The sequence below is a fragment of the Geobacter anodireducens genome (assembly GCA_001628815.1).
GTDB classification, from domain to species: Bacteria; Desulfobacterota; Desulfuromonadia; order Geobacterales; family Geobacteraceae; genus Geobacter; species Geobacter anodireducens.
Genome location: CP014963.1, coordinates 512,649 through 533,265 on the forward strand (window position 1 = coordinate 512,649; position 20,617 = coordinate 533,265).

The following is a 20,617-nucleotide window of genomic DNA, read 5'->3' on the forward strand; positions in this document are numbered from 1 at the left end:
ACCTCCTTTCTCATGTCGCGATTCCATCTATTTCTCCGTTGGCGCGGGAGGACGCTTCTTCACGTCGAAACCGCCTCCCCGCTGGAAATCGTAGAGGGAGAATTCCTCCGGGGTGATTTCCCCCTTGAGGAGCCTTACGGCCCGGTAAGTTCTGTCCTCTATCTCGTCGGCGGAGATCACGCCTGACGACACCGGGAAATAATCCTGGTTCCCTTTCTGGATTAGGACGAGAGTGGGGGTGATCTCCACATGGAATCTCGCGGCGAGTCCCGGGTTCTCCTGGGTGTTCACCCTCTTCACCACCCACCCGGTCGAGTTGGTGAACCACTCCAGGATCGGCGCCTGTTCGTCGCAGAAGCTGCAGTCCTGCCGGAAGAAATAGATGAGCGCGAAGTCGTTCCGGTTTTCGCGCAGCTTCCTACTCTTTTCCTCCCTGATCCGGGATATGCGGCCCAGATTGCCGGGGGTCGTGATCGGATAGTCCTTCTTGGTGGACAGTTCCGGGTATTTCTGCCAGACGTACTGGGAGACGTTGGTGAAGGCGAGGGCCTTCTTCCTGGCGATCTCCTGGACTTCGTAGTAGTCCCTGACGTTCTCCTCCGACGGGTTCCGCACCGCCTCCTTCTTCAGACCTTCGGCGAGCTTCTCGAAGTTGTCGGGATGCATGTCCCAGATCTGATCGTAGGTATAGTCCCTGAGCTTTGCGGGCCTGGAGCCGGCGTCCCGGTTCTTCTCCTTCTCCTCTGTGGCCTTGGGCGGTTCTTTCTCGTACCACCACCATCCCTTGCCCGCCTCCGAGTAGTAATCGGCGCTGGCGGTAGCGGCGAAGACGAGGAGCAGGCAGGCGACGATCAGGTTACGCATGTGGCGCCCTCCCTGATCTTCAGCTTGATGTCCGCGACCATCTGTCGCAGCGCCTGCGGCTTCTCGCTCTCCAGGGTCGACGGGAGAGCGCCGAAGGCCTCGGCCCGGAACGGTATCAGCAGGACTGAATACCCTTTGCCACCTTTGGTGACGACGGTTGTCTGCGTCATATAGTGGCCGCGGCCCATCAGGTCGGTGGCGATGGCGTTCTTGACCCTGCTCAGTTCCCATACGACGGTGTGGAGCAGGTTCCGCTTCATCTCCTCGTTCGCGTCCGCCAGTTTCACCAGCGGGTCGTGTCCTCCGATCCGGTGAATCACCCGCCACAGTGCGTCCTGGTTGGCGAAGACCAGGCCGTTCGGCATTGAGACGATATGCCAGCGGCTGCCGGTGGGCGTCTCCTCCAGTCGGTTTACCATCTCTCCGAGAAGCGACAGCACGGTGTCCGCGTCGAACCAGGAGGGGAGTTCCAGCGTCGTCGGCGTGAATTTCCCCTCCACCGGAGAGCCGAGCGGGTGGTCCGTCTTCGGCCGATCCGCATCGGCCGTCACCTGTTCGACCGGCATCAAGGGGACCCCGACATTTCCGAACGACGCCAACTCTTCCGCCCGCGCGTCATGGTCGCACCGCTTCAACTGCACGGTGAGTTCGTCCGGAGGGGTGATCGCGTGGTGATTGCCGATGGCGGCGTCCAGTTCCTGCCTGTTGGGAAGGGAGGCATACTCTGGTATGCCGCCGAGGACAATCTTGGAAATGACCGGGTGATCCGCGGTGGAGTAGTACTTTTTGTGGAAAGACGGAATCTTGCCGATGTCGTGACCGAGCGCGATAATCAGGCAGTCGGCCAGCATCGCCCCCTTGCCGGCGGTCGCGGCGAATTTACGGGCTACCGCCAGGCTGTGCCTGTAAAGGGGTATCGTGGCGAGCAGGGAATACGCCTCGGCCCCATACTGGGCATCCGTTTCCGTCACCTTTCCCCCACCGCCCGCGTGTCCCTTGCCGACCACGGAAGGACAGGTCCCTTCCGCGTCGAGCAGTTTGAGGATCTCAACGATCACCATCCTGCGGGCACCTTTCACGAGCCGCTGATTCTGGACCATCGTCCGGTAGAACGCTGCTATCTCCTCGATGGCGAAGGCAGGAGGCGGGGTGGCCACTTCGTCCGTGGCGGAAGGAGGCTTGCGCCAGAGTTTCGCCACTTCCGTGAACTCGATGACGTCGCCCGCCAGCGCGTTGTTCTCGTCCGAGGGGGTTTCCTCCTCTTCGGTCCAGAGGTGGCTGATCTCCTTGAGGGTGAGGGTCTCCATTTCGCCGTCCCCCTCTTCGCGGCGTTCCTTCGCCTCGGGGGCACTTTCGGGTCGAAGGCCGATGAACAGCCTGATCGAGAACAGGATCAGGCCGACTCCGATCAATCCGGCGATTAAGGCCAGGGTTTTCATTTCGAGCTCTCCCTTTTCGCCGACGGCACATTCAGCGGGGCGGCGGGAAAGTTGATCTTCACCGATGGATTTTTCACCATGAGGGTGGTCCCCTTGTATCTTCCCGAATAGGTAAGCATGTAGAACTCCTGCGGCTGCAGGCCGAGAATGTCCTGGACCTTGAGGATGTCCTGTTCCACTTCGCGGGTCGTGACCTGGTTCGAGCCGAAAATCCCGGTTAGCACGTTTCTCACCCCGAAATGCCGCACCACGTACTCGGAGGTCTCGGCGTCAGAGCAGCGCATGAAGATCTTGGTGTTGGTGTTGTCGAGGATCGACTTCCCGTACTCCTCTCCCACGGCGGCGTATATCTGGTTCACGGACTGGGCGAAGGCGTGAACCATCACATCGGCCGATCCCGCCTTGGCGAACAGTTCCTCCACCCCCTGGTAGATCAGACTCTGCGCCTCGTCGATGTAGATCGACAACGGAGGGGAGACCTTCTGCCTGTTGGAGAGATAGACCCTGCCGACGAACGACTGGATCATGGAGAGGAGGACCTTGCCGAGAGTGGCGGCTGCCTCGCGGGTGATCAGGGAGCCGGTGTGGACGACCAGGATGACCGGCTTTCCCTCCTCAAGCCGGTCGATGAAGCGGTTGCTGTCGGCCTGGCCGATGATTTTGCCGATGTTGCCGGAGGAAAGCTCCATGAGACAGGTGCGAAGCGACGAAGAAACCTTCGAGTAGTACTCCTGGGGCGAGTCAAGGATGTCCCTGAACATCCCCGCGATCAGGTCCGCCTCCGGCATCTCCAGCCTTTGCAGGTGGTTCATGGTGTATTCCAAGGAGCTGCGCCGGATGCTGGTGCGGATCGTGTCCATGTTCAGGACGAGCTTGTGCCTTCCTCCTTGGCGAGAATGATGTTGCCGGTGATAACGGCGGTCGTGATCTCCTTGGCGATGTTGCGGTAGAACGGCTCCCGTCCACCCTGGATGCCGGAGATGATGTGGCCGACCAGCTCGTCGACCATGAAATAGAAGGCCATCGGATCGACCACCGCCGAATACTCGGGAAAGATCGGCGTCACCAGCATCAGGTCCTTCAGCCGGCCGGACTCCCGGGCCACCTCGAATATCTTGGTGAATATCTGCTGGTCCCCCTTGGGGTCGAAGTAGACGACGCTGTTCCCCTTGCGAATATCGGACTCGATCAGGTTCTCGCAGAGCCGGGTCTTACCCACGCCGGTGGTTCCGAACACAAACATGTGCCGTCTCCGGAAGGAGTCCGGGATCGAGATGGGGACGATCCGGGTCGGCTGCTCCATCCGGACGCCGGTGCCGATGTCGGTGGACGGCTCGTCACCTCCCGCTTTTTTCAGCCACGAAAACATACAGGTGTTCTCCCAGTTCCTTTCCGACGCTGTTGATGGCGCTCTTGGGAAGACGGACCGGCGTCGCGAGCCTGCTGAACCCTCCGGCGACCCGTCTCTGACAAACGATGCCGTCCACTCCCGTGACTTTCTTCAGGAGCAGTTCCGGCAGTTGCGGTGACGTTCGACTCAGTTGGATGCGGACGCGCGCCGAGTGCCTGCCGGCCTGGACGGCGTGGACCCGTGTAACGTGAAAAGCCCGCATGTCGCCGACCCGGTAAAGCCCACGTTCATGCCCGGGCTGGTAGAGTAGCGGGCATTCCCCGCTCAGGATCAGGCGGCGGAAGGCTTCGTCGATCTCCAGCACCACGCGCAACGTCCCACCGTCCTCGATCCTTCCGACGGTGCCGTATATGACCTGGCCCCGCAGTTCCTGAAGGACCTCCGCCTCGCGCAGTGCCTGCCTCCTTTGCAGTTCCAGTTCGACATTGTGGAGAATGTGGCGCCGGAGTTTCCTCGTTATGGCATGCAGCGGAACCTCGACCGGCCTTCCGATGCGCGGATAGGCGACGATCTCCAGTCCGTTCTCCGCCCTGACCGAGATGGTGGTATCGAAGGCAGCGGACAGGGTTCTGGTCACGGCAAGCTCCACGGCATCGAGCACCTGGTCTTCCGGCAGCCCGTACTTCTGCAGAAGGTCAGCGGTCAACACGGCTGAACACCGTCTGCCAGGGTGCATCTTGCGCTACGACCTCGGCCGAGGCCACCTGTCTGATCGGCTGGGTCCCGGCGTGTTCCGACAGAATCCGGAACACCTTTGCCGCGTAGCGATCGCGCTTCGACGGGGTGCGGGAGTTGTAGCAGCCGACCGCCTGCCAGGTGTAGCCGTAGTCGGAGACGCACTGAGCGAGAATCCAGGCCCCCACCTTCACGTTCGTGCAGGGATCTCCGAGACCGCTCCAGGTCTTTCCGAGCCGTCCGGCCCAGGAGGAGTTGATCTGCATGAGCCCGAAATCGTAGGTGCCGTTCCGGTTCCAGTTCACGGCCCCCGGATCGAAGTTGCTCTCCACCTTGGCGATGCTCCAGAGAAGCTGCGGCGAGATGCCGTAAAGCTCTCCCGCCTCCTGGAAGCAGAAAGCATGGGCGCTTGCAGTGTTTGCCGCAAGGCAGAGCATCATCAGGATGAATACCGACAGTCGGATCATGTTCGTTTTCTCCTAACCCTATATCTAGCGGGGGGACAGCTCTCGTTGTCTTGACAAGACAATGCGACCCTGATATATAGTGCTCAATTGGACACTATGCGGAGGAGAAAACGGTGACCGACCTCACGGCACGGCAGCAGAAGGTACTGGACTTCATCGCCCGGTTCATCCAGACGAACGGCTACTCGCCGACTCTGCGGGACATTGCCGGCGGCATGAACATCAGCAGCACGTTCGGCGTGAACCGCCACCTCGACGCCCTTGAGAAGAAGGGCTTCATCAGGAGGTCCGGAGCGGCGCGAAGAAGAATAGTGCTTGCAGCGCAGGGGGCCACATCGGTCCCGCTACCGATCGTCGGCACCGTCCGCGCCGGCCTGCTCCACCCCGCCATCGAGGACATCCAGGGGTACTTCGCTGTCGATCAGGGACAGGTTAAGGGCGAAGGGTGCTTCCTTCTTAGGGTGAAAGGGGACTCGATGATCGGAGCTGGGATTTTCGACGGCGATCTCGCACTGGTCCGTCCGCAGCCCGTCGCGGAAAACAGGGACACGGTGGTCGTCATGGTCGAGGGAGAGGCCACGCTCAAGTGGTTCTACCGGGAGCGCGACCGCATTCGTCTCCAGCCGGCCAATCCCAACATGGAGCCGATCATGGTGGGCCCCGACAAGGACGTCTCGATCGTCGGCAAGGTCATCGGCATATACAGGCAGTTGGAGTAGGAATTGGAACGGATCAGGGAACAAATAAGGATCGCCACCATCTTCACGCCGGGACGCCAGATCAAGCCGGTCTGGTTCGACTGGCACAACCGGAAGCACTCGATCCTCCGGACGACGTACTACTGGAGGGAAAAGGTGGGCGATGCTCTTCTCCTGCACTTTTCAGTGACGGACGGAGAAGCGCTCTACGAGTTGGTCTACAACACGAGCGACCAGAGCTGGCTGCTGAACGGCATCGAGGTGAAGTGATGAGCCGCGTGATCATGCATCTTGACATGAACAGCTTTTTCGCCTCTGTCGAGCAGGCCGCCAATCCGGAACTGCAGGGCAAGCCCGTTGTCGTCACGGGTTCGCAGCAACGCACGGTAATCCTGACCGCCAGCTACGAGGCCCGCAAGTTCGGCGTCAAGACCGGCATGATGCTCCATGAGGCCCGGAGGCTGTGCCCGGACGTGATCATGGTGCCGGCCGACAACCGCAAGTACACCCACACCTCCGCCGAGATCATGAAGATGATGCTGGACTACACCCCTCTTGTGGAGGTGTTCAGCATCGACGAGGCGTTCATGGATCTGACCAACTCCCTGTCGATCTTCGGAAGCGCCGAGAATGTCGCCTACCTTCTCAAATCCCGGATCAGGCACCGCTTTGACATCACCTGCTCCATCGGCATCGCACCGAACAAGCTCCTGGCAAAGCTGGCCTCGGAGATGAAGAAGCCGGACGGCCTGACGACGATCACCCCCGGGGACGTAAGCCGGGTATTGGAAACCATGCCCATCAAGGAGCTCTGCGGCATCGGCAGGAAGATGGAGCGACACCTGAACCTCCTGGGGATCAATACCTGCGGCCAGTTGGGAAGATTCCCTGTGGACATCCTGAAGCGGAAGTTCGGCGTCGTGGGAGAGAGGCTCCACTTCATGGGGCTCGGTGTTGACGAGTCGCCGGTTGTCCCGGCGGAGGATGCCGACGAGGTGAAATCGGTCGGGCACTCCATGACGTTGAGAGAAGACATTACCACCAGGGCCGACATCCTTCGTTTCTTGCTGCAGCTGTCGGAGATGGTCGGGCGGAGGGCGAGGCGCTACAGGGTTGCCGGCAAGACGATTCACCTCACGATTCGCTATGTGGACTTCACCACCTTCGGAAAGCAGGAGACCCTCTCCCGTCCCGTGAACCAGAGTGAGGATATCTACCGGGGAGCCATCCAGATCCTGGACTCCATCGAACTGGAACAACCAGTCCGCCTGCTCGGGGTGCGGCTGACGAACCTCTCCTACCGGCAGGATCAACTGCCCTTGTTTGAGGATGAGCGAAGGAAGGCGTTCATGGTGCATGCCATGGATGTTGTGAACGACCGGTTTGGCGACTTCACAGTGACGTTCGGCAGCTTGCTGGCGGGGAAAGAAAAGAAAGGCTCATTCGTTATCTCCCCGGCCTGGCGGCCGGATGGGATCAGAAATGTCGCCGTGAAGTAAGAAGGCCGAGAGCCGTTTAGCTCAAGTGATCGAATATCGTAATTTCAAGGGGAACATATTCCCACCTGGCCCAAGGAAACTTATGCAGTAGAGGTGATATTCTCCAAACACCCGGTGTCCATTCGCCGTTAATTGCGCGCCCCACGACCAACATTATTGGCCGGTCAATATAGTTGTCCGGAAACCGGGCGATGTTCCGTAAGGCTCGTTTGTCGAGCAAGCTCAGGTATGACGAAGCGGTGGGATGGGAATGCCAATCACCCAAGTATGTATGCATCCCCCCACTCTCATCAAAGATTCTACTGATCTCTTCCCGGTGAAAACTGTAATCCGGTCTAAACGTCCATTTCCGATGCTTGGCATTGGCGCCTGGTCCGACCATGGCGGTGACCACGACATGTTCATCATCCGCTGAACGATACCCAATCAAAAGCCCCCCTGTCTCCAGAGAGGCTTTGCACTCCGCTTCATGCTTAATCCGGTCAAGCACTTCCCGCAATATCCAAACTTGCTTCATCGGTTGCACAGCCCACATTTGGGATGCTTTTGGAGATGGAAACTCTGCCATTCAGGAAAAGTTGAGAACCCGTCTTTCCGCAGAGAGAGAATGCCTACATCGTGGACAATAGGAGGGTATCCCCCCTGCGATCCTTCGCAGAGTGTTGATACGGCCATTCTCACACCGGCGAGAGCAATTTCTTCAACATCAAATCCAGCGGCCCTAAAGGTTACATCTCCGCATCCAACCGGCTGCAGGCCATCACCATGAGGATCGTGTGGTGGCTGCGCGATCTGTCCATCCTGAAGAGCATGCAGGTAACAGAGATAGCATCCCCTTCCACTGCCCGGCCTAACCCTCACCACATTACCGCCCCACCCGCCGGTACGCGACGAGACGCTAACGTAAGGAACATTCCTGGCAATAGCAAGATCGTTGGCCAGCAAGTTGATTCCTTGTTCCGCCGTGGCATCGTAAACGAGATCGACCCCTTCGAGCAGTTTGTCAAGGCAGTCCCATTGATCATGATCGTTAGTGGAAGCTCCGATCGTGAGCATGCAGTCTTCTTTACTTCCGTGGGGGTAATGACCAGTCCCGATTCTTGTGAAAGGGTAATTATTGGAAATGTACCGTGCCAGTTCCCGGACTTTTCCCGCGCCCACGGCGGTCAAACCGAGAGGCCAACGGCATGTCGTTCCAGCGCTAACACTGTCCCCATCCAACAACCTCAGCTCTCCGACTCCGGCGCGTGCAAATGCCAGGGCGCTCGGTGCGCCGACGCAGCCAAGCCCGATGACCGCTACAGTTTTGCCACGCAGTGGATGTAGTTCCGGGATCCTCTCGAACAGGTCTTTTTCTCCGGCATAATCTGGCCTTATGACCCACCAAGATGGCTCCGGCGCCGTTCCTTTTTTTCGTTTTGTCTTACGATCACAATGATAGGCCAGAAACAGCCACCCGTCCCGCTTCCCACCGCCCGGGGCTTCCTCTGGAAAGCAGAAGCCATAAAGTCCACTTCTACTTGCGGCTATTTCATGATTAATGTGGGTTCTGACCTTAGGATCTAACGATATCAGCATGCCCGCCAGTTCGAGCACCGTCCTGCCTGACGGTGGGGCCTCAAGTCTTATCCACGGATATTTACACTCCTCATAATTCTGCGCCTCGACCCACTTGTGAACAGGCTCTGGAAGACTAATTCCATCGATGGATTTCTTGTTGTCATCCTCGATTCCGGTCACCCATGCGGCATAGGACTCTGACGGGGCGATGCTTTTATATCCGTTTGGAAGGACGATTCTTATACGGCCAGACTTGATTCCCATCGGCAGTCGCCATGAGCTGTCCATCACCACCATCTGACTTGATACTGCGGGATAATACACCGTAACCGGTTCTGCTTGGCTATCCTCTATTTCCAGGCGCGATTCACCATAATCGCGGACAGCTGCTTGTTCCCAATGTGGCAGCATCTCTCGTATATGTTCCGCCGCCGTCGCGTTAGGTAGCCAATGTTGTGTACCTCGTTGCAATAGACAGATTTCGCCCGCGCATGGATTGTAATGACGTAGTTCCGTACCCAGACCAGGGACTTGAAGGATGGGTCTGAAGTAAGGATAGAGGTCCGGGTAGATGATAGAAGCTTCTCTCTCCCCACCCAGGACCTCCAGACGGATGGTTATCACAGCTTTACCTGCAGAAAACCACTCCTCATTTTTTCGTGGCTGCATGCCGGCGGCCTCAAGCGCATGGATTTCGCGCTCCAGTTCCCCGGGATACCTGTCCCACCAAGCCATTATCCTACCTGCCTTCCGCCGCCGGGATTAGGAGGATTTGGAGGACGATGCCCCGGGTTAGCCGGCGGTGTCGCTGGAGTTGCCGGGGTGGCGGGTTGACCGGGACCATTGGGGTTTGCCGGCGTTGCAGGTGTGGCGGGGTTACCATGATTTTCCGAGTTCTTCTTGTCTTGTGACATTTTGCTCTCCCTTTTTGTTGTTATTTCTGATCCCTGGGGGGACAAGGATCATGGCCATGGCTGTCTGAATTCGAGATTTTCCCGTCGCGGTTGTGAATGATGAGCTCTGTCCCCTGGTTCTGGCTCATCACTCGCCCACGGTCAATCGCGTCCTGCTTCGTGTCGGTGTGAATCGACACTCTATCTGCCCCGTTCCGCTTCACGTCCCAACCTCCTTCCGGGTTGGGTACCACATGATGCTCTTTTCTTTCCATGTGAGTCTCCTTTTAGGCTTTTTTCATCTATGTGGTATATACGACAACATCAAATCCGAGTCAACATAAATTTAACTATTAGCTATACAAATATTTAACAGTTTGTTATACTGCTGACATCCCGACGGAAAAGAGGGTGGTGCGAAAAAACTTCCGCAACTCATCAAAAATATGTTAGAAAAGCAAATTTAGCCTTGGACTATCGGGGGGAGAATGATGACGATTGGCAAAAGAATAGCCGAAAAAAGGAAAGCCAAGAAAGCAACACAAGCCGCCTTAGCGGATGCTGTGGGGGTGACAACCGCATTTATCAGTCAAATCGAGGGCGGAAGCCGAAAACCATCATATGGACTAATGCTTAAAATCGCTCACGAGTTGGAAGTTTCAATCGAGTCTCTTTTTAGTGAAGAACTGAAGGGGACAGAAGACCCGTTAGACAAATTGGTTTTCTCTATAGTTCCCTTCTTGGACGCAGAAAAGAAGAGGAAAGTCATAGATTATATATTTCTTATCTCTGGCACAAAATATTACAAAGACCTTCCTTTACTGACATCTCCGATTGAGTATGCACAATTTATCATTCAAAACCATAAGATAAAGGATATCCCTGTTGATGTCTTTCAGATTGCTGAAAAACTTGGAGTGAACGTTGTCAGAGCTGAACTCGAAGACAGCGAGGGTATTCTATACAAGAATCCAGAGACCCCTCTTATTATATTAAGTCCAGATTGTAACCACCCAGAGAGGGAAAAATTCACAGTAGCTATACTTCTTGGCCATCTGGTAATGCCTTGGCACTTAAGACATACTTTCAAAAGATATAAGCACAAGAGATCTCTCGATCATGAAGATCAATTAGAAATAGAAGCGAGGCAATTTGCGGGGGAATTAACGCTACCTGGCCAGATAGTCAAGAAGGATTTCAAAAAGATAACCCCCTCTATCGAGATCTTTGAGGAATTCGCTAAGGGAAAATATAATTGCTCCATGACCGCTCTGGCACATAAGTACTCAGAATATTACGGCTCAAAAGCCGTTTATATTACCTCAGACAAGGCAGCGTTTACTAGAGTCTATGAAAAAGGTTTCCCTTACAAGCTTGTAGATAGCGTTAAGGAGGGCTCCCTTGCTTATTCGTTCATAGTCGATCCACCTATTTCAAAAGAAATAAGGAGTGGAATAGTTGACGGGAGCATTTGGTTCAAAGAGACACCCACGGGGATCAAGGTAATTGAAGAGTCTATGCTTGATCCAAAATTTGGGGTAACAGTTACTTTGTTGCAAGTTGCACACGCCTAACCAGGTAGTCTTATTGAGGTATTGCCCCAAAAGACTGCCCCGGCGGTGTGGCCATCGCAGGAAATTTTAATATTGTTGACTCATGTTCAACAATTTGTTATGTTCAATACAAATGAACAAACAAAATATTGAACATAATCCGGCAACCGAGAACGAAGCCGCCATCCTGCGGCAGGCGATGGAAGCGTTGAAGACGCTCGCTCCCCTGGAATACGATGCGGAGCCGGTTCGCGACTTTCGTGACCAGGGATACGACTACATTGTTCGGGCAAGGGTTTTCGGGAAGGAATTCGTTTGGTGCGTCGAGGTCAAGAACCGGCTTACCAAAGCGGCGGAGCTCCAGGCTCTGATCAACAAGGATAAGACGCAGCACCCATTCCTGCTGGCGACAGGGTATGTCCCCCCCGAGGCCGCGGCAAGACTGCACGACGGCGGCATCCAGTTCATCGACACGGTCGGTAACGCCTTCGTCAATCAGCCGCCCCTGTTGATCTTCGTGAAAGGCAACCGACCGGAAAAGGAAGTAACCCCAGTTCCCGCAGCTCGTCTCTTCAAAGGAGTCGGACTGAAGATCGCCTACCTCCTTTTGTGCCGCCCGGAACTGGTCGACAGGCCGTATCGCGATCTCGCCGAGATGACGGATGTCGCCTTGGGGACGGTGAACGGCACCATGACCGAACTGGTCCAGAAAGGCTTCATTCTCGACATGGGAAAAAAGGGGAAGAAGCTCCTGGACAGGAAGACGCTCTTCGAGCGCTGGATCGCGGCGTATCCCGACTACCTCAAGCCGAAGTTGTTGCTGGGGCGCTTCCGGGGTGACGGCGACTGGTGGAAGGATATCCAGTTGGACCCCGCCCTCGCCCAGTGGGGGGGAGAGGTTGCCGCGGCGAAACTGACCGGATACTTGAAGCCGGGCACGGTCACGCTGTATGCGGACAAGAACCGTCTGGCCGATCTGGTGATCGCCAACAGGCTGAAAAAGGACCCGCAGGCAACGTGGAGATTCTCGAACGGTTCTGGCCGCCGGGAAACGGCTTCGGTGAAGGCGATGCCGTGCATCCGATCCTCATTTACGCAGACCTGGCCGAGATAGGCGAACAACGAACCATGGAAACCGCAAGGATGATCTATGAACAACATCTCGATCGATATTTCGGGGAGGATTGACGCCGGGAGGATATCGGTTCTCGGGAATATCAAGGCAGTCGCCGAGGAGCTCGACATACATTTCTTCGTTGTAGGCGCTTTCGCCCGCGACGTGATCTTCGAGCATATCCACCGGATTCCCGCTCCACGAGTGACGGAAGACATAGATATTGGTGTCGAGGTCGCAAGCTGGGAGGAATTCCAGCGGTTGACCGGCGCCTGATCGACCGCGGACTTCTCACGGCGACGAAATCACCACACCGCTTCATTGCAAGCTCATTTGCCGCCGTTGTCGATATCGTACCCTATGGAGGGATTAGCGGAGAAACGAAACGGATCAGCTGGCCACCTGACCATGACATGATCATGAGCATGCTCGGGTTTGAAGAAGCGTATCAATCGGCATTGAAGGTGCGCCTCAGCAGCGATCCACCCTTGGAGATCCTCGTTCCTTCGGTACCGGCTCTGGCGCTTCTGAAGATCATCTCCTGGGCCGACGCATACCCGAGACGGGAACGCGATGCCCATGATCTTCTCTTCATCCTGGAGAACTACGACGCGACCGGTGTGGAGGCAAAACTGTACGAGTCCCACGTACCCCTGCTCACCGAGGAAGAATTCGACTCCCGGCTCGCTTCCGTTCGGCTGCTCGGGCGGGACATCGCGCAGTTGGGCAGTCCGGAGACGCTAAAGACGGTAGAGGAGATTCTGATCCGCGAAACCGACGAAGAGCAGGGTTTCAGGATGCTCTCCAATATGGTCAAGGGTGCCTCGTTCCAAGGGACCAAGTTCGAAGCCGCTCTGCAATTTCTGAAAAAGCTTCTGCAGGGAATTCAAGAGGAAAAGCCAAGGGAGTGAGCGGCCGTGTGCGGAAGATTTACAATCATACTGCCGCCGGAGGTTCTGGCGGAAATCTTCGGCCTTTCCGAGCTTCCCCGGATCGAAGCACGCTACAACATCGCTCCGACGCAAGAGGTAGTCGTAATTCGACAGAATGCCGAAGGTGCGCGGCAACTGGTTACGATGAAATGGGGATTGATTCCTTCGTGGGCGAAAGACCCCCATATCGGCAACAAGATGATCAACGCCCGATGCGAGTCGGTTCACGAAAAACCGGCCTTTCGTCAGGCGATCCGTACCCGCCGGTGCATTATACCGGCCAGCGGATTCTATGACTGGACACAAACCGACAAGAAGATACCTTTCTACGTGAGCATGGCCGACGGATCGCCGATGGCTTTCGCTGGGATATGGGATTCATGGAAAGCACCGGACGGATCACGGCTGGAATCCTTCACGATTCTCACCACCAATGCCAACAGCTTGATAGCCCCCATCCATGACAGGATGCCGGTCATCCTGCATCCAGCAGAATTCGATCTCTGGCTCGACCGCGACATCACCGAGCCCGAGAAACTCACGCGCCTCTACCATCCGTACCCTTCGGACCTTCTGAGGGCCTGGCCGGTCTCGTCGCTCGTCAATTCCCCCCGCAACGAAACGCCTGCCTGCATTGAGCAGACTGTTTCATGAAGACAGCAACCTCTACCGATACTGCCGTTGAACGGCTTGCCGGCTCTGTGGAACGGGTGACCTTCCACAGCGAGGAATCGGGCTTCTGCGTCCTGCGCGCCAAGGTCAAGGGACAAAGAGATCTGGTTACCGTCGTTGGCTCCGCGGCATCCATCACCCCCGGCGAGTTCATCGAGTGTATTGGCGTCTGGCACAACGACAGGACCCACGGTCTGCAATTCAAGGCCAGACAGTTGAAGGTTGTTCCTCCCAGCACCGTCGAGGGGATCGAGAAGTATCTCGGTTCCGGCATGGTCAAAGGGATCGGACCACATTTTGCCAAGGTACTGGTGAAAGCCTTCGGGGAAAACGTCTTCACCGTCATCGAGAACGACCCGGAGAAAATGCTTTCTCTCCCGGGCATCGGCAAGAAACGTGTGGAGAAGATAACCTCTGCCTGGGCCGAACAGAAAGTTATCCGGGAGATCATGGTGTTTCTCCAGTCGCACGGAGTAGGCACAGCCCGGGCTGTCCGCATCTACAAGACTTACGGCGATGAAGCAATCATCAAGGTTACCGAAAATCCTTACCGTTTAGCCTTGGACATCCACGGCATCGGTTTCAAGACCGCGGACGTCATTGCCGGCCGGCTTGGGATTGCCCCGGACTCTCTGATTCGTGCGCAAGCCGGCGTCCGCCATGTCTTGCAGGAAATCTCCAACGACGGACACTGCGCCGCCCCGGTGGAGACGTTGGTGGCGGAGTCGGGCAAATTGCTGCAAATTCCAGAGGCGATTCTGGAAGAGGCCATCCGCGAAGAGATCACTGCGGAGAACTTGGTCAAGGAGGAAATCGAAGGGCGCGAATGTCTGTTTCTGGCCCCGTTGCATCGGGCAGAGGTCGGGGTGGCGGCAAGCATCAAGAGAATCCTGGAGGGACGGCCTCGCTGGGGTGCAATCGACGCGGACAAGGCCATCCCGTGGGTGGAGGGAAAGACAGGCCTAACTCTTTCGGCTTCTCAAGGAGAGGCGGTGAGACTCGCCTTGTCCAGCAAAGCGGTGGTCATTACTGGTGGCCCAGGTGTCGGTAAGACTACGTTGGTCAACAGCATCCTCCAGATCGTCCGGGCGAAACAGATTAACGTTACCCTCTGTGCCCCCACGGGGCGGGCTGCGAAACGACTTTCCGAATCCACTGGCCTTGAGGCCAAGACCATTCACAGGCTGCTCGAGTTCGATCCAAAGTCGTTTGGATTCAAGCGAGGGCGGGACAACCCCCTTGAAACCGATCTGTTGGTAGTGGACGAATCCTCGATGGTGGACATCGTCTTGATGAACCGACTGCTTGCGGCTGTTCCCGATAAGGCAGCACTGATGATAGTCGGCGATGTAGACCAACTCCCCTCTGTGGGCCCTGGAGCGGTGCTTTCCGACATCATCGATTCCGGCAAAGTCCCAACCGTTCGGCTGACGGAAATTTTCCGGCAGGCGGCGACCTCCCGGATCATAGTCAACGCCCATCGCATTAATAAAGGCGAGATGCCCCTGAAGGCAGAGGGTGCTGAGTTGTCTGATTTCTATTTCATCCCGGCAAACACTCCGGAAGAAATCCACGAGAAACTGCTGCAAGTGGTCACGGAGCGCATCCCCAAGCGGTTCGGCATGCATCCGGTTAAGGACATACAGGTCCTCACCCCGATGAACCGCGGGGGCATCGGTGCCCGGTCTCTGAATGCAGAATTGCAGATGAAGCTAAACGAGAAGGGCGAGCCGAAAATCACTCGCTTCGGGACGACTTTCGCCCCCGGCGACAAGGTGATCCAGACTGTCAACAACTACGACAAGGAAGTTTTCAACGGCGATATTGGACAGATCATGGGGATCGACCAGGAGGAAGGCGCTCTGCAGGTTGACTACGACGGCAGAACCATCGAGTATGATTTCGGTGAGTTGGATGAGGTGTCACTTGCCTATGCGACCAGTATTCACAAGAGCCAGGGTTCCGAATACCCGGCGGTTGTGATCCCCTTGGCTATGCAGCACTATACCCTTTTGGAGCGGAACCTGATCTACACGGCCGTGACACGAGGGAAGAAGCTTGTAATCATTATTGGCCAACCTAAAGCCTTGGCAATGGCTGTGAAGAATAGGAAGTCCACGAGAAGAATGACGAAGTTGGCAGTTCGGCTTGCTGAATGACCGCATGCAGGACCGGTTGAGGTCATCAGGGAGCAGCACATCGCCGAGGCGATCCAGTACCGGAGTCTGGACAGGAAGACGTTTGACCGACCTTTGATGACCTTATTCATATTACTAGAGCGAAAAAATCACCACTTTTGTCCCTCATCAATCTAGTTCTCCCCTCTTGATTTTTCTTATCCCAGTTCTTATCTTTTTTTCGTTCAGCACTTATGGGGTGCTGTACTAATTTCACAACCTCGCAACATCATTCGAGGAAAGGAGACCAAGAGCATGAACCTTAGACCGCTTCACGACCGCATCATTGTCAAGAGACTCGAAGAAGAGAACAAGACCGCTGGCGGCATCTTCATTCCGGAGACAGCCAAGGAGAAGCCGCAGAAGGGGGAAATCATCGCCGTTGGAAAGGGCAAGAAGGCCGAGGATGGGAAGGTTACCCCTATTGATGTCAATGTGGGAGACAAGGTTCTTTTCGGCAAATATGCAGGCACCGAAATAAAGATCGAAGGCCAGGAATATCTCATCATGCGTGAAGACGACATCCTGGGTGTCATGGAGTAACGGCATCACTTGCACGTTGATGGCGATTCCTTATAGCGTTCGTGCCGGGAATTGTCCGCAAAACCATCGATAACAAATGGAGGATACGGAATCATGGCAGCAAAGCTCATCAAATTCGATCAGGAAGGAAGGAAAGCAATTCTCAAAGGTGTGAACACCCTTGCCGACGCAGTGAAAGTGACCTTGGGCCCGAAAGGACGCAACGTCGTCATCGAGAAATCGTTCGGTTCTCCTCTCATCACCAAGGACGGCGTCACTGTCGCCAAGGAAATCGAACTGAAGGATAAATTCGAAAACATGGGCGCCCAACTGGTAAAGGAAGTCGCCTCCAAGACCTCGGATGTGGCTGGTGACGGCACCACCACCGCGACGGTACTCGCACAGGCGATCTACCGGCAGGGCTCCAAGCTGGTCGCTGCCGGCCACAACCCGATGGAAATCAAGCGCGGCATCGACCAGGCAGTGGAGACTATCGTCGACGAGTTGAAGAGCATCTCCAAGCCAATCAAGGACCAAAAGGAAATCGCCCAGGTGGGGACTATTTCGGCCAACAATGACAAGACCATCGGCGACATCATCGCCGAGGCGATGGAGAAGGTCGGTAAGGAAGGTGTGATCACCGTCGAGGAAGCCAAAGCGATGGAGACCACCCTTGAGACCGTCGAAGGGATGCAGTTCGACCGCGGCTACCTTTCCCCCTACTTCGTCACCGATCCGGAGCGGATGGAAGCGAGTCTGGAAAACGCCCAGATCCTCATCCATGACAAGAAGATCACCGTCATGAAGGATCTCCTGCCGCTCCTCGAAAAGACCGCCAAGAGCGGCCGACCGCTCCTCATCATCGCCGAGGATATCGAAGGCGAAGCGCTGGCCACCCTCGTGGTCAACAAGCTGCGGGGCGTTCTCAACGTCTGTGCCGTCAAGGCCCCCGGCTTTGGGGACCGGCGGAAGGCCATGCTCGAAGACATTGCCATTCTTACCGGTGGCAACGTGATATCCGAGGAACTGGGCGTCAAACTGGAGCATGCTACGTTGGAGATGCTCGGTCAGGCAAAGAAAATTACCGTCGATAAGGACAACACAACCATCATCGACGGCGCCGGTTCCGAGGCCGACATCCAGGGACGGGTCAAGCAAATCCGGGCACAGATCGAGGAAACCAAGAGCGACTACGACCGGGAGAAACTTCAGGAGCGTCTTGCCAAGCTGGTGGGTGGCGTGGCCGTGATCAAGGTCGGCGCCGCAACCGAAGTCGAAATGAAAGAGAAAAAGGCGCGGGTTGAAGATGCCCTCCACGCCACCCGCGCTGCCGTCGACGAGGGGATCGTCCCCGGTGGTGGTGTTGCGTACATCAGGCTCTTGCATCTCTCGGCTCCCTCAACCTCGCTCCTGAGCAGCAGTTCGGGGTCAATATCATCAAAGAGGCCCTCGAGGCTCCGATACGCCAGATCGCTCAAAATGCCGGGGTTGACGGCTCCATCGTAGTGGACAAAGTGAGGAACGGCAAAGAAGCGTTCGGCTATGACGCCTCGAAAGACGAGTACGTCGACATGCTCAAGGCAGGCATCATTGACCCGACCAAGGTTTCCCGCTCCGCACTCCAGAACGCCGCGTCGGTCGCCGGCCTCATGCTGACTACCGAAGCGATGATTGCCGAAAAACCGAAAGAGGAAAAGCCGATGCCAGCCATGCCCGGCGGAATGGATGACATGATGTAAACCTTCAGAACGTCCTGACGTAATAAAGGGGATAGCGAATCGGCTGTCCCCTTGTTTTTGTGAGGAGAGTCAACTACGCGTTGAAAGACCGGACTTTACCGGTCCAAATTCATAAAGGAGGTCAACCATGCAACGAACTGCGGTACGCATGTTTTCTTCAGTTATGGTGGCAACGCTACTCGTATCAATCGGTTTCGGGATAACCTGGGCGAAGGAACTGGCCCCGGATTTTGTGGAGTTGGCCAAGAAGCTGAAACCGAGCGTTGTCAATATCAGTACCGCCAAAACGGTAAAGCCGCAAACGCAGTTTCGGCGTCCATTCAACACTCCCTTCGGCAATGACCCCTTCCAGGATTTTTTCGACCGTTTCTTCGACAACATGCAGCCTCGTCAGTACAAGCAGCGGAGTCTCGGTTCCGGATTCATTATTGATGGCGGTTACATCCTTACCAACAATCATGTGGTGAACGGCGCCGACGAGATCAAGATAAAGCTGGCCGACGGCCGTGAGTTCAAGGCCGAGGTCAAGGGGCTTGACGAAAAGCTGGATCTGGCGCTGCTCAAGACCGACGCCAAGGAAGAATTGCCGACAGCGAAAATGGGGGACAGCGACGCCATCGAAGTGGGCGAGTGGGTAATGGCCATCGGCAACCCCTTCGGGCTTGCCGAAACGGTGACCGCGGGCATCGTCAGCGCCAAGGGCCGGGTGATCGGCAGCGGCCCTTACGATGACTTCATCCAGACCGACGCTTCCATCAACCCCGGCAACTCTGGAGGGCCGCTGTTCAATGCCAAAGGGGAGGTAATCGGCATCAACACGGCGATCATTGCCGGCGGCCAGGGTATTGGTTTTGCCATTCCCATAAACATGGCCAAATCCATCATTCCACAACTGAGGGACAAGGGAAAAGTGACCCGCGGCTGGCTTGGAGTCTCCATCCAGCCGGTTACGCCTGATCTGGCGAAATCCTTCGGGCTGAGCAGCGAAAAGGGAGCTTTGGTGAGCGAAGTCCTGCCGGAAAGCCCGGCCGAAAAGGCGGAACTCAAGCCTGGTGACATCATTCTGGAGTTCGATGGAAAAGCAATCCATGAGATGAGCGAACTCCCAAGGGTAGTGGCTGCAACCGATGTAGGCAAGAAGGTCACGATCAAGATAGTACGTGACGGCAAGGAAGAGGAGGTTACTACTGTCATTGATCGTTTGAAGGATGGCGGTGGTGAGGAACGGGGTGAAGCTGCCCAGGATAAGCTGGGCCTCACCGTCAGGGAGTTGAACAAGGAGCTTGCCTCCAGATTTCAACTTAAGGATACAACCGGCGTGGTTGTGACCGAAGTGAAACCGGACGGATTGGCCCAGGAGGCGGGAATTGCCCAGGGAGACGTCATCAAGGAGATCGACGGGAAAAAGGTCACCAATCCGAAGAAATATGAAAAGGCCATAGCCGCCCACAAGAAAGGTCAAATTGTCCGATTTCTTCTGAAGCGGGGTGACAGTTCTCTCTTTGTCGCTGCCAAACTCGATTGATTGGAGGATAGAATGCTCAGAATCATCATTATCACCATGCTCTCCCTGCTCATCGCCAGCCCTTCATTTGCCGCCGAAAGACTCAAAAATGAGGAGGAAAATACCCTGTATGCCATAGGACTTTCGGTTGCACGGTCTCTGTCGGTGTTTGCCCTTTCTCCTGCCGAGCTGGACTATGTCAAACAAGGGATTTCGGATGCGGTCGAAGGAAAGAAACCAGCGGTGGACCTGGCAGCCTACACAGGGAAGGTTCAGGAACTCGCCCGTGCGCGCCGTAAGGCCCAGGGAGAGAAAGCTGCTGCCGCGGGGAAGGAGTTCCTTGAAAAGGCAGCCGGGGAAAAGGGTGCTGTAAAAACCGATTCCGGAATGGTCTACCTGCCGTTGAAGGACGGCAATGGAGTCAGTCCGGTAGCGACCGATACGGTCAAGGTCAATTACCGAGGGACTCTCATCGATGGAAGGGAGTTCGACAGTTCGTACAAGCGCGGCACTCCTGCCGAGTTCCGTCTGGACGGGGTCATAAAATGCTGGACCGAAGGTCTTCAAAAGATGAAGGAAGGTGGAACGGCCCGTTTCGTCTGCCCGGCCACGCTCGCCTACGGCGATGCCGGTGCTGGTGAACTCATTCTTCCGGGATCAACGCTCAATTTCGAGGTAGAACTCCTCGAAGTCAAGAAGAAGTAGGAACAGAGTCTGGCGAACGGCAAGAGATTAAGGCCGAACTCGGACGAATTCACCCTTCCAAACCGAGCATTTCACTGTTGGCGCCTCTATTTTTGGCATAGATAGAGGCACCTCGTAAATAAAGTCCACTGTGGCGCCACATGACGTCGCGCCGGATTCGGAAGTTCTGCGAGCCGGATGCAAGAGGGCATCG

Annotated in this window: 18 protein-coding genes and 3 pseudogenes; 14 read left to right on the forward strand and 7 right to left on the reverse strand. The window is 56.1% G+C overall.

Annotated elements, in window-relative coordinates; genetic code table 11:
• Nucleotides 1–27: 27 nt before the first annotated feature.
• The 5 genes and pseudogenes from A2G06_02410 to A2G06_02430 all read right to left on the reverse strand — a co-directional run bounded on the left by A2G06_02410 (nt 28) and on the right by A2G06_02430 (nt 4,856).
• The gene (locus tag A2G06_02410; GenBank protein ID ANA39425.1) at nt 28–864 is read right to left on the reverse strand and encodes a thioredoxin; all 837 of its coding nucleotides are present in this window, start codon (nt 862–864) and stop codon (nt 28–30) included.
• Nucleotides 852–2,303, reverse strand: coding sequence for a hypothetical protein (locus A2G06_02415; protein ANA39426.1), 1,452 nt, complete (start codon nt 2,301–2,303; stop codon nt 852–854). Before A2G06_02415 ends, A2G06_02410 begins: the two co-directional genes overlap by 13 nt.
• Nucleotides 2,300–3,672 (reverse strand): annotated as a pseudogene (locus tag A2G06_02420) (conjugal transfer protein TraG). Before A2G06_02420 ends, A2G06_02415 begins: the two are co-directional and overlap by 4 nt.
• Nucleotides 3,641–4,363, reverse strand: a complete 723-nt coding sequence (locus A2G06_02425; GenBank protein ANA39427.1) for a hypothetical protein — start codon at nt 4,361–4,363, stop codon at nt 3,641–3,643. Before A2G06_02425 ends, A2G06_02420 begins: the two are co-directional and overlap by 32 nt.
• Complete coding sequence (locus A2G06_02430) at nt 4,350–4,856, reverse strand: transglycosylase (protein ANA39428.1); 507 nt, start codon at nt 4,854–4,856, stop codon at nt 4,350–4,352. The genes A2G06_02425 and A2G06_02430 overlap by 14 nt, the downstream gene beginning before the upstream one ends.
• A 113-nt stretch (nt 4,857–4,969) precedes the next feature.
• Between A2G06_02430 and A2G06_02435 the strand changes: the two genes are divergently transcribed.
• The 3 genes from A2G06_02435 to A2G06_02445 are packed head-to-tail and all read left to right on the forward strand — an operon-like array spanning nt 4,970 to nt 7,053.
• The gene (locus A2G06_02435; GenBank protein ANA39429.1) at nt 4,970–5,575 is read left to right on the forward strand and encodes a LexA family transcriptional regulator; all 606 of its coding nucleotides are present in this window, start codon (nt 4,970–4,972) and stop codon (nt 5,573–5,575) included.
• Between the two features lie 3 nt (nt 5,576–5,578).
• Complete coding sequence (locus A2G06_02440) at nt 5,579–5,824, forward strand: hypothetical protein (protein ANA39430.1); 246 nt, start codon at nt 5,579–5,581, stop codon at nt 5,822–5,824.
• A complete protein-coding gene (locus A2G06_02445) occupies nt 5,824–7,053 on the forward strand; it encodes a DNA polymerase IV (protein ID ANA39431.1) in 1,230 nt (409 codons plus the stop codon). Before A2G06_02440 ends, A2G06_02445 begins: the two co-directional genes overlap by 1 nt.
• A gap of 16 nt (nt 7,054–7,069) precedes the next feature.
• Here the strand turns inward: A2G06_02445 and A2G06_02450 are convergent, their stop codons facing one another.
• Complete coding sequence (locus tag A2G06_02450) at nt 7,070–7,588, reverse strand: hypothetical protein (GenBank protein ANA39432.1); 519 nt, start codon at nt 7,586–7,588, stop codon at nt 7,070–7,072.
• Between the two features lie 230 nt (nt 7,589–7,818).
• Here A2G06_02450 and A2G06_02455 point away from each other — a divergent pair, with 230 nt between their 5' ends.
• A complete protein-coding gene (locus A2G06_02455) occupies nt 7,819–8,379 on the forward strand; it encodes a hypothetical protein (GenBank protein ANA39433.1) in 561 nt (186 codons plus the stop codon).
• Nucleotides 8,380–9,547: 1,168 nt separating this feature from the next.
• Here the strand turns inward: A2G06_02455 and A2G06_02460 are convergent.
• Nucleotides 9,548–9,781 carry a hypothetical protein gene (locus A2G06_02460; GenBank protein ID ANA39434.1) on the reverse strand — a complete coding sequence of 78 codons (234 nt, stop codon included), beginning with the start codon at nt 9,779–9,781 and terminating at the stop codon, nt 9,548–9,550.
• Between the two features lie 216 nt (nt 9,782–9,997).
• On the opposite strand from A2G06_02460, the gene A2G06_02465 reads away from it, so the two are divergent.
• The 10 genes and pseudogenes from A2G06_02465 (at nt 9,998) to A2G06_02510 (ending at nt 20,424) form a co-directional block, all read left to right on the forward strand.
• Nucleotides 9,998–11,080 carry a hypothetical protein gene (locus tag A2G06_02465; protein ANA39435.1) on the forward strand — a complete coding sequence of 361 codons (1,083 nt, stop codon included), beginning with the start codon at nt 9,998–10,000 and terminating at the stop codon, nt 11,078–11,080.
• A 112-nt stretch (nt 11,081–11,192) separates the two neighbouring features.
• Nucleotides 11,193–12,247 (forward strand): annotated as a pseudogene (locus A2G06_02470) (hypothetical protein).
• Nucleotides 12,210–12,449, forward strand: a complete 240-nt coding sequence (locus tag A2G06_02475) for a hypothetical protein (GenBank protein ID ANA39436.1) — start codon at nt 12,210–12,212, stop codon at nt 12,447–12,449. Before A2G06_02470 ends, A2G06_02475 begins: the two are co-directional and overlap by 38 nt.
• A gap of 137 nt (nt 12,450–12,586) precedes the next feature.
• The gene (locus A2G06_02480) at nt 12,587–13,084 is read left to right on the forward strand and encodes a hypothetical protein (protein ID ANA39437.1); all 498 of its coding nucleotides are present in this window, start codon (nt 12,587–12,589) and stop codon (nt 13,082–13,084) included.
• 6 nt (nt 13,085–13,090) lie between these two features.
• A complete protein-coding gene (locus A2G06_02485; protein ANA39438.1) occupies nt 13,091–13,759 on the forward strand; it encodes a hypothetical protein in 669 nt (222 codons plus the stop codon).
• Nucleotides 13,756–15,936 carry a recombinase RecD gene (locus A2G06_02490; protein ANA39439.1) on the forward strand — a complete coding sequence of 727 codons (2,181 nt, stop codon included), beginning with the start codon at nt 13,756–13,758 and terminating at the stop codon, nt 15,934–15,936. Before A2G06_02485 ends, A2G06_02490 begins: the two co-directional genes overlap by 4 nt.
• A 273-nt stretch (nt 15,937–16,209) precedes the next feature.
• Complete coding sequence (locus A2G06_02495; GenBank protein ID ANA39440.1) at nt 16,210–16,497, forward strand: co-chaperone GroES; 288 nt, start codon at nt 16,210–16,212, stop codon at nt 16,495–16,497.
• Between the two features lie 93 nt (nt 16,498–16,590).
• Nucleotides 16,591–18,215, forward strand: a pseudogene (groEL, locus tag A2G06_02500) (molecular chaperone GroEL).
• Nucleotides 18,216–18,342: 127 nt separating this feature from the next.
• On the forward strand, nt 18,343–19,740 hold the full coding sequence (locus tag A2G06_02505) for a peptidase (protein ID ANA39441.1): 1,398 nt from the start codon (nt 18,343–18,345) through the stop codon (nt 19,738–19,740).
• A gap of 12 nt (nt 19,741–19,752) precedes the next feature.
• Complete coding sequence (locus A2G06_02510) at nt 19,753–20,424, forward strand: peptidylprolyl isomerase (GenBank protein ANA39442.1); 672 nt, start codon at nt 19,753–19,755, stop codon at nt 20,422–20,424.
• Nucleotides 20,425–20,617 lie beyond the last annotated feature (193 nt).

Excerpts from the sequence above, each read along its gene's own strand:
- A2G06_02415 (ANA39426.1), bottom strand. The coding sequence starts at position 2,303 with ATGAAAACCCTGGCCTTAATCGCCGGATTGATCGGAGTCGGCCTGATC.
- A2G06_02465 (ANA39435.1), top strand. The coding sequence starts at position 9,998 with ATGACGATTGGCAAAAGAATAGCCGAAAAAAGGAAAGCCAAGAAAGCA.
- A2G06_02445 (ANA39431.1), top strand. The coding sequence starts at position 5,824 with ATGAGCCGCGTGATCATGCATCTTGACATGAACAGCTTTTTCGCCTCT.
- A2G06_02430 (ANA39428.1), bottom strand. The coding sequence starts at position 4,856 with ATGATCCGACTGTCGGTATTCATCCTGATGATGCTCTGCCTTGCGGCA.
- A2G06_02450 (ANA39432.1), bottom strand. The coding sequence starts at position 7,588 with ATGTGGGCTGTGCAACCGATGAAGCAAGTTTGGATATTGCGGGAAGTG.
- A2G06_02460 (ANA39434.1), bottom strand. The coding sequence starts at position 9,781 with ATGGAAAGAAAAGAGCATCATGTGGTACCCAACCCGGAAGGAGGTTGG.
- A2G06_02480 (ANA39437.1), top strand. The coding sequence starts at position 12,587 with ATGATCATGAGCATGCTCGGGTTTGAAGAAGCGTATCAATCGGCATTG.
- A2G06_02455 (ANA39433.1), top strand. The coding sequence starts at position 7,819 with ATGAGGATCGTGTGGTGGCTGCGCGATCTGTCCATCCTGAAGAGCATG.
- A2G06_02495 (ANA39440.1), top strand. The coding sequence starts at position 16,210 with ATGAACCTTAGACCGCTTCACGACCGCATCATTGTCAAGAGACTCGAA.
- A2G06_02410 (ANA39425.1), bottom strand. The coding sequence starts at position 864 with ATGCGTAACCTGATCGTCGCCTGCCTGCTCCTCGTCTTCGCCGCTACC.
- A2G06_02490 (ANA39439.1), top strand. The coding sequence starts at position 13,756 with ATGAAGACAGCAACCTCTACCGATACTGCCGTTGAACGGCTTGCCGGC.
- A2G06_02505 (ANA39441.1), top strand. The coding sequence starts at position 18,343 with ATGCAACGAACTGCGGTACGCATGTTTTCTTCAGTTATGGTGGCAACG.
- A2G06_02475 (ANA39436.1), top strand. The coding sequence starts at position 12,210 with ATGAACAACATCTCGATCGATATTTCGGGGAGGATTGACGCCGGGAGG.
- A2G06_02510 (ANA39442.1), top strand. The coding sequence starts at position 19,753 with ATGCTCAGAATCATCATTATCACCATGCTCTCCCTGCTCATCGCCAGC.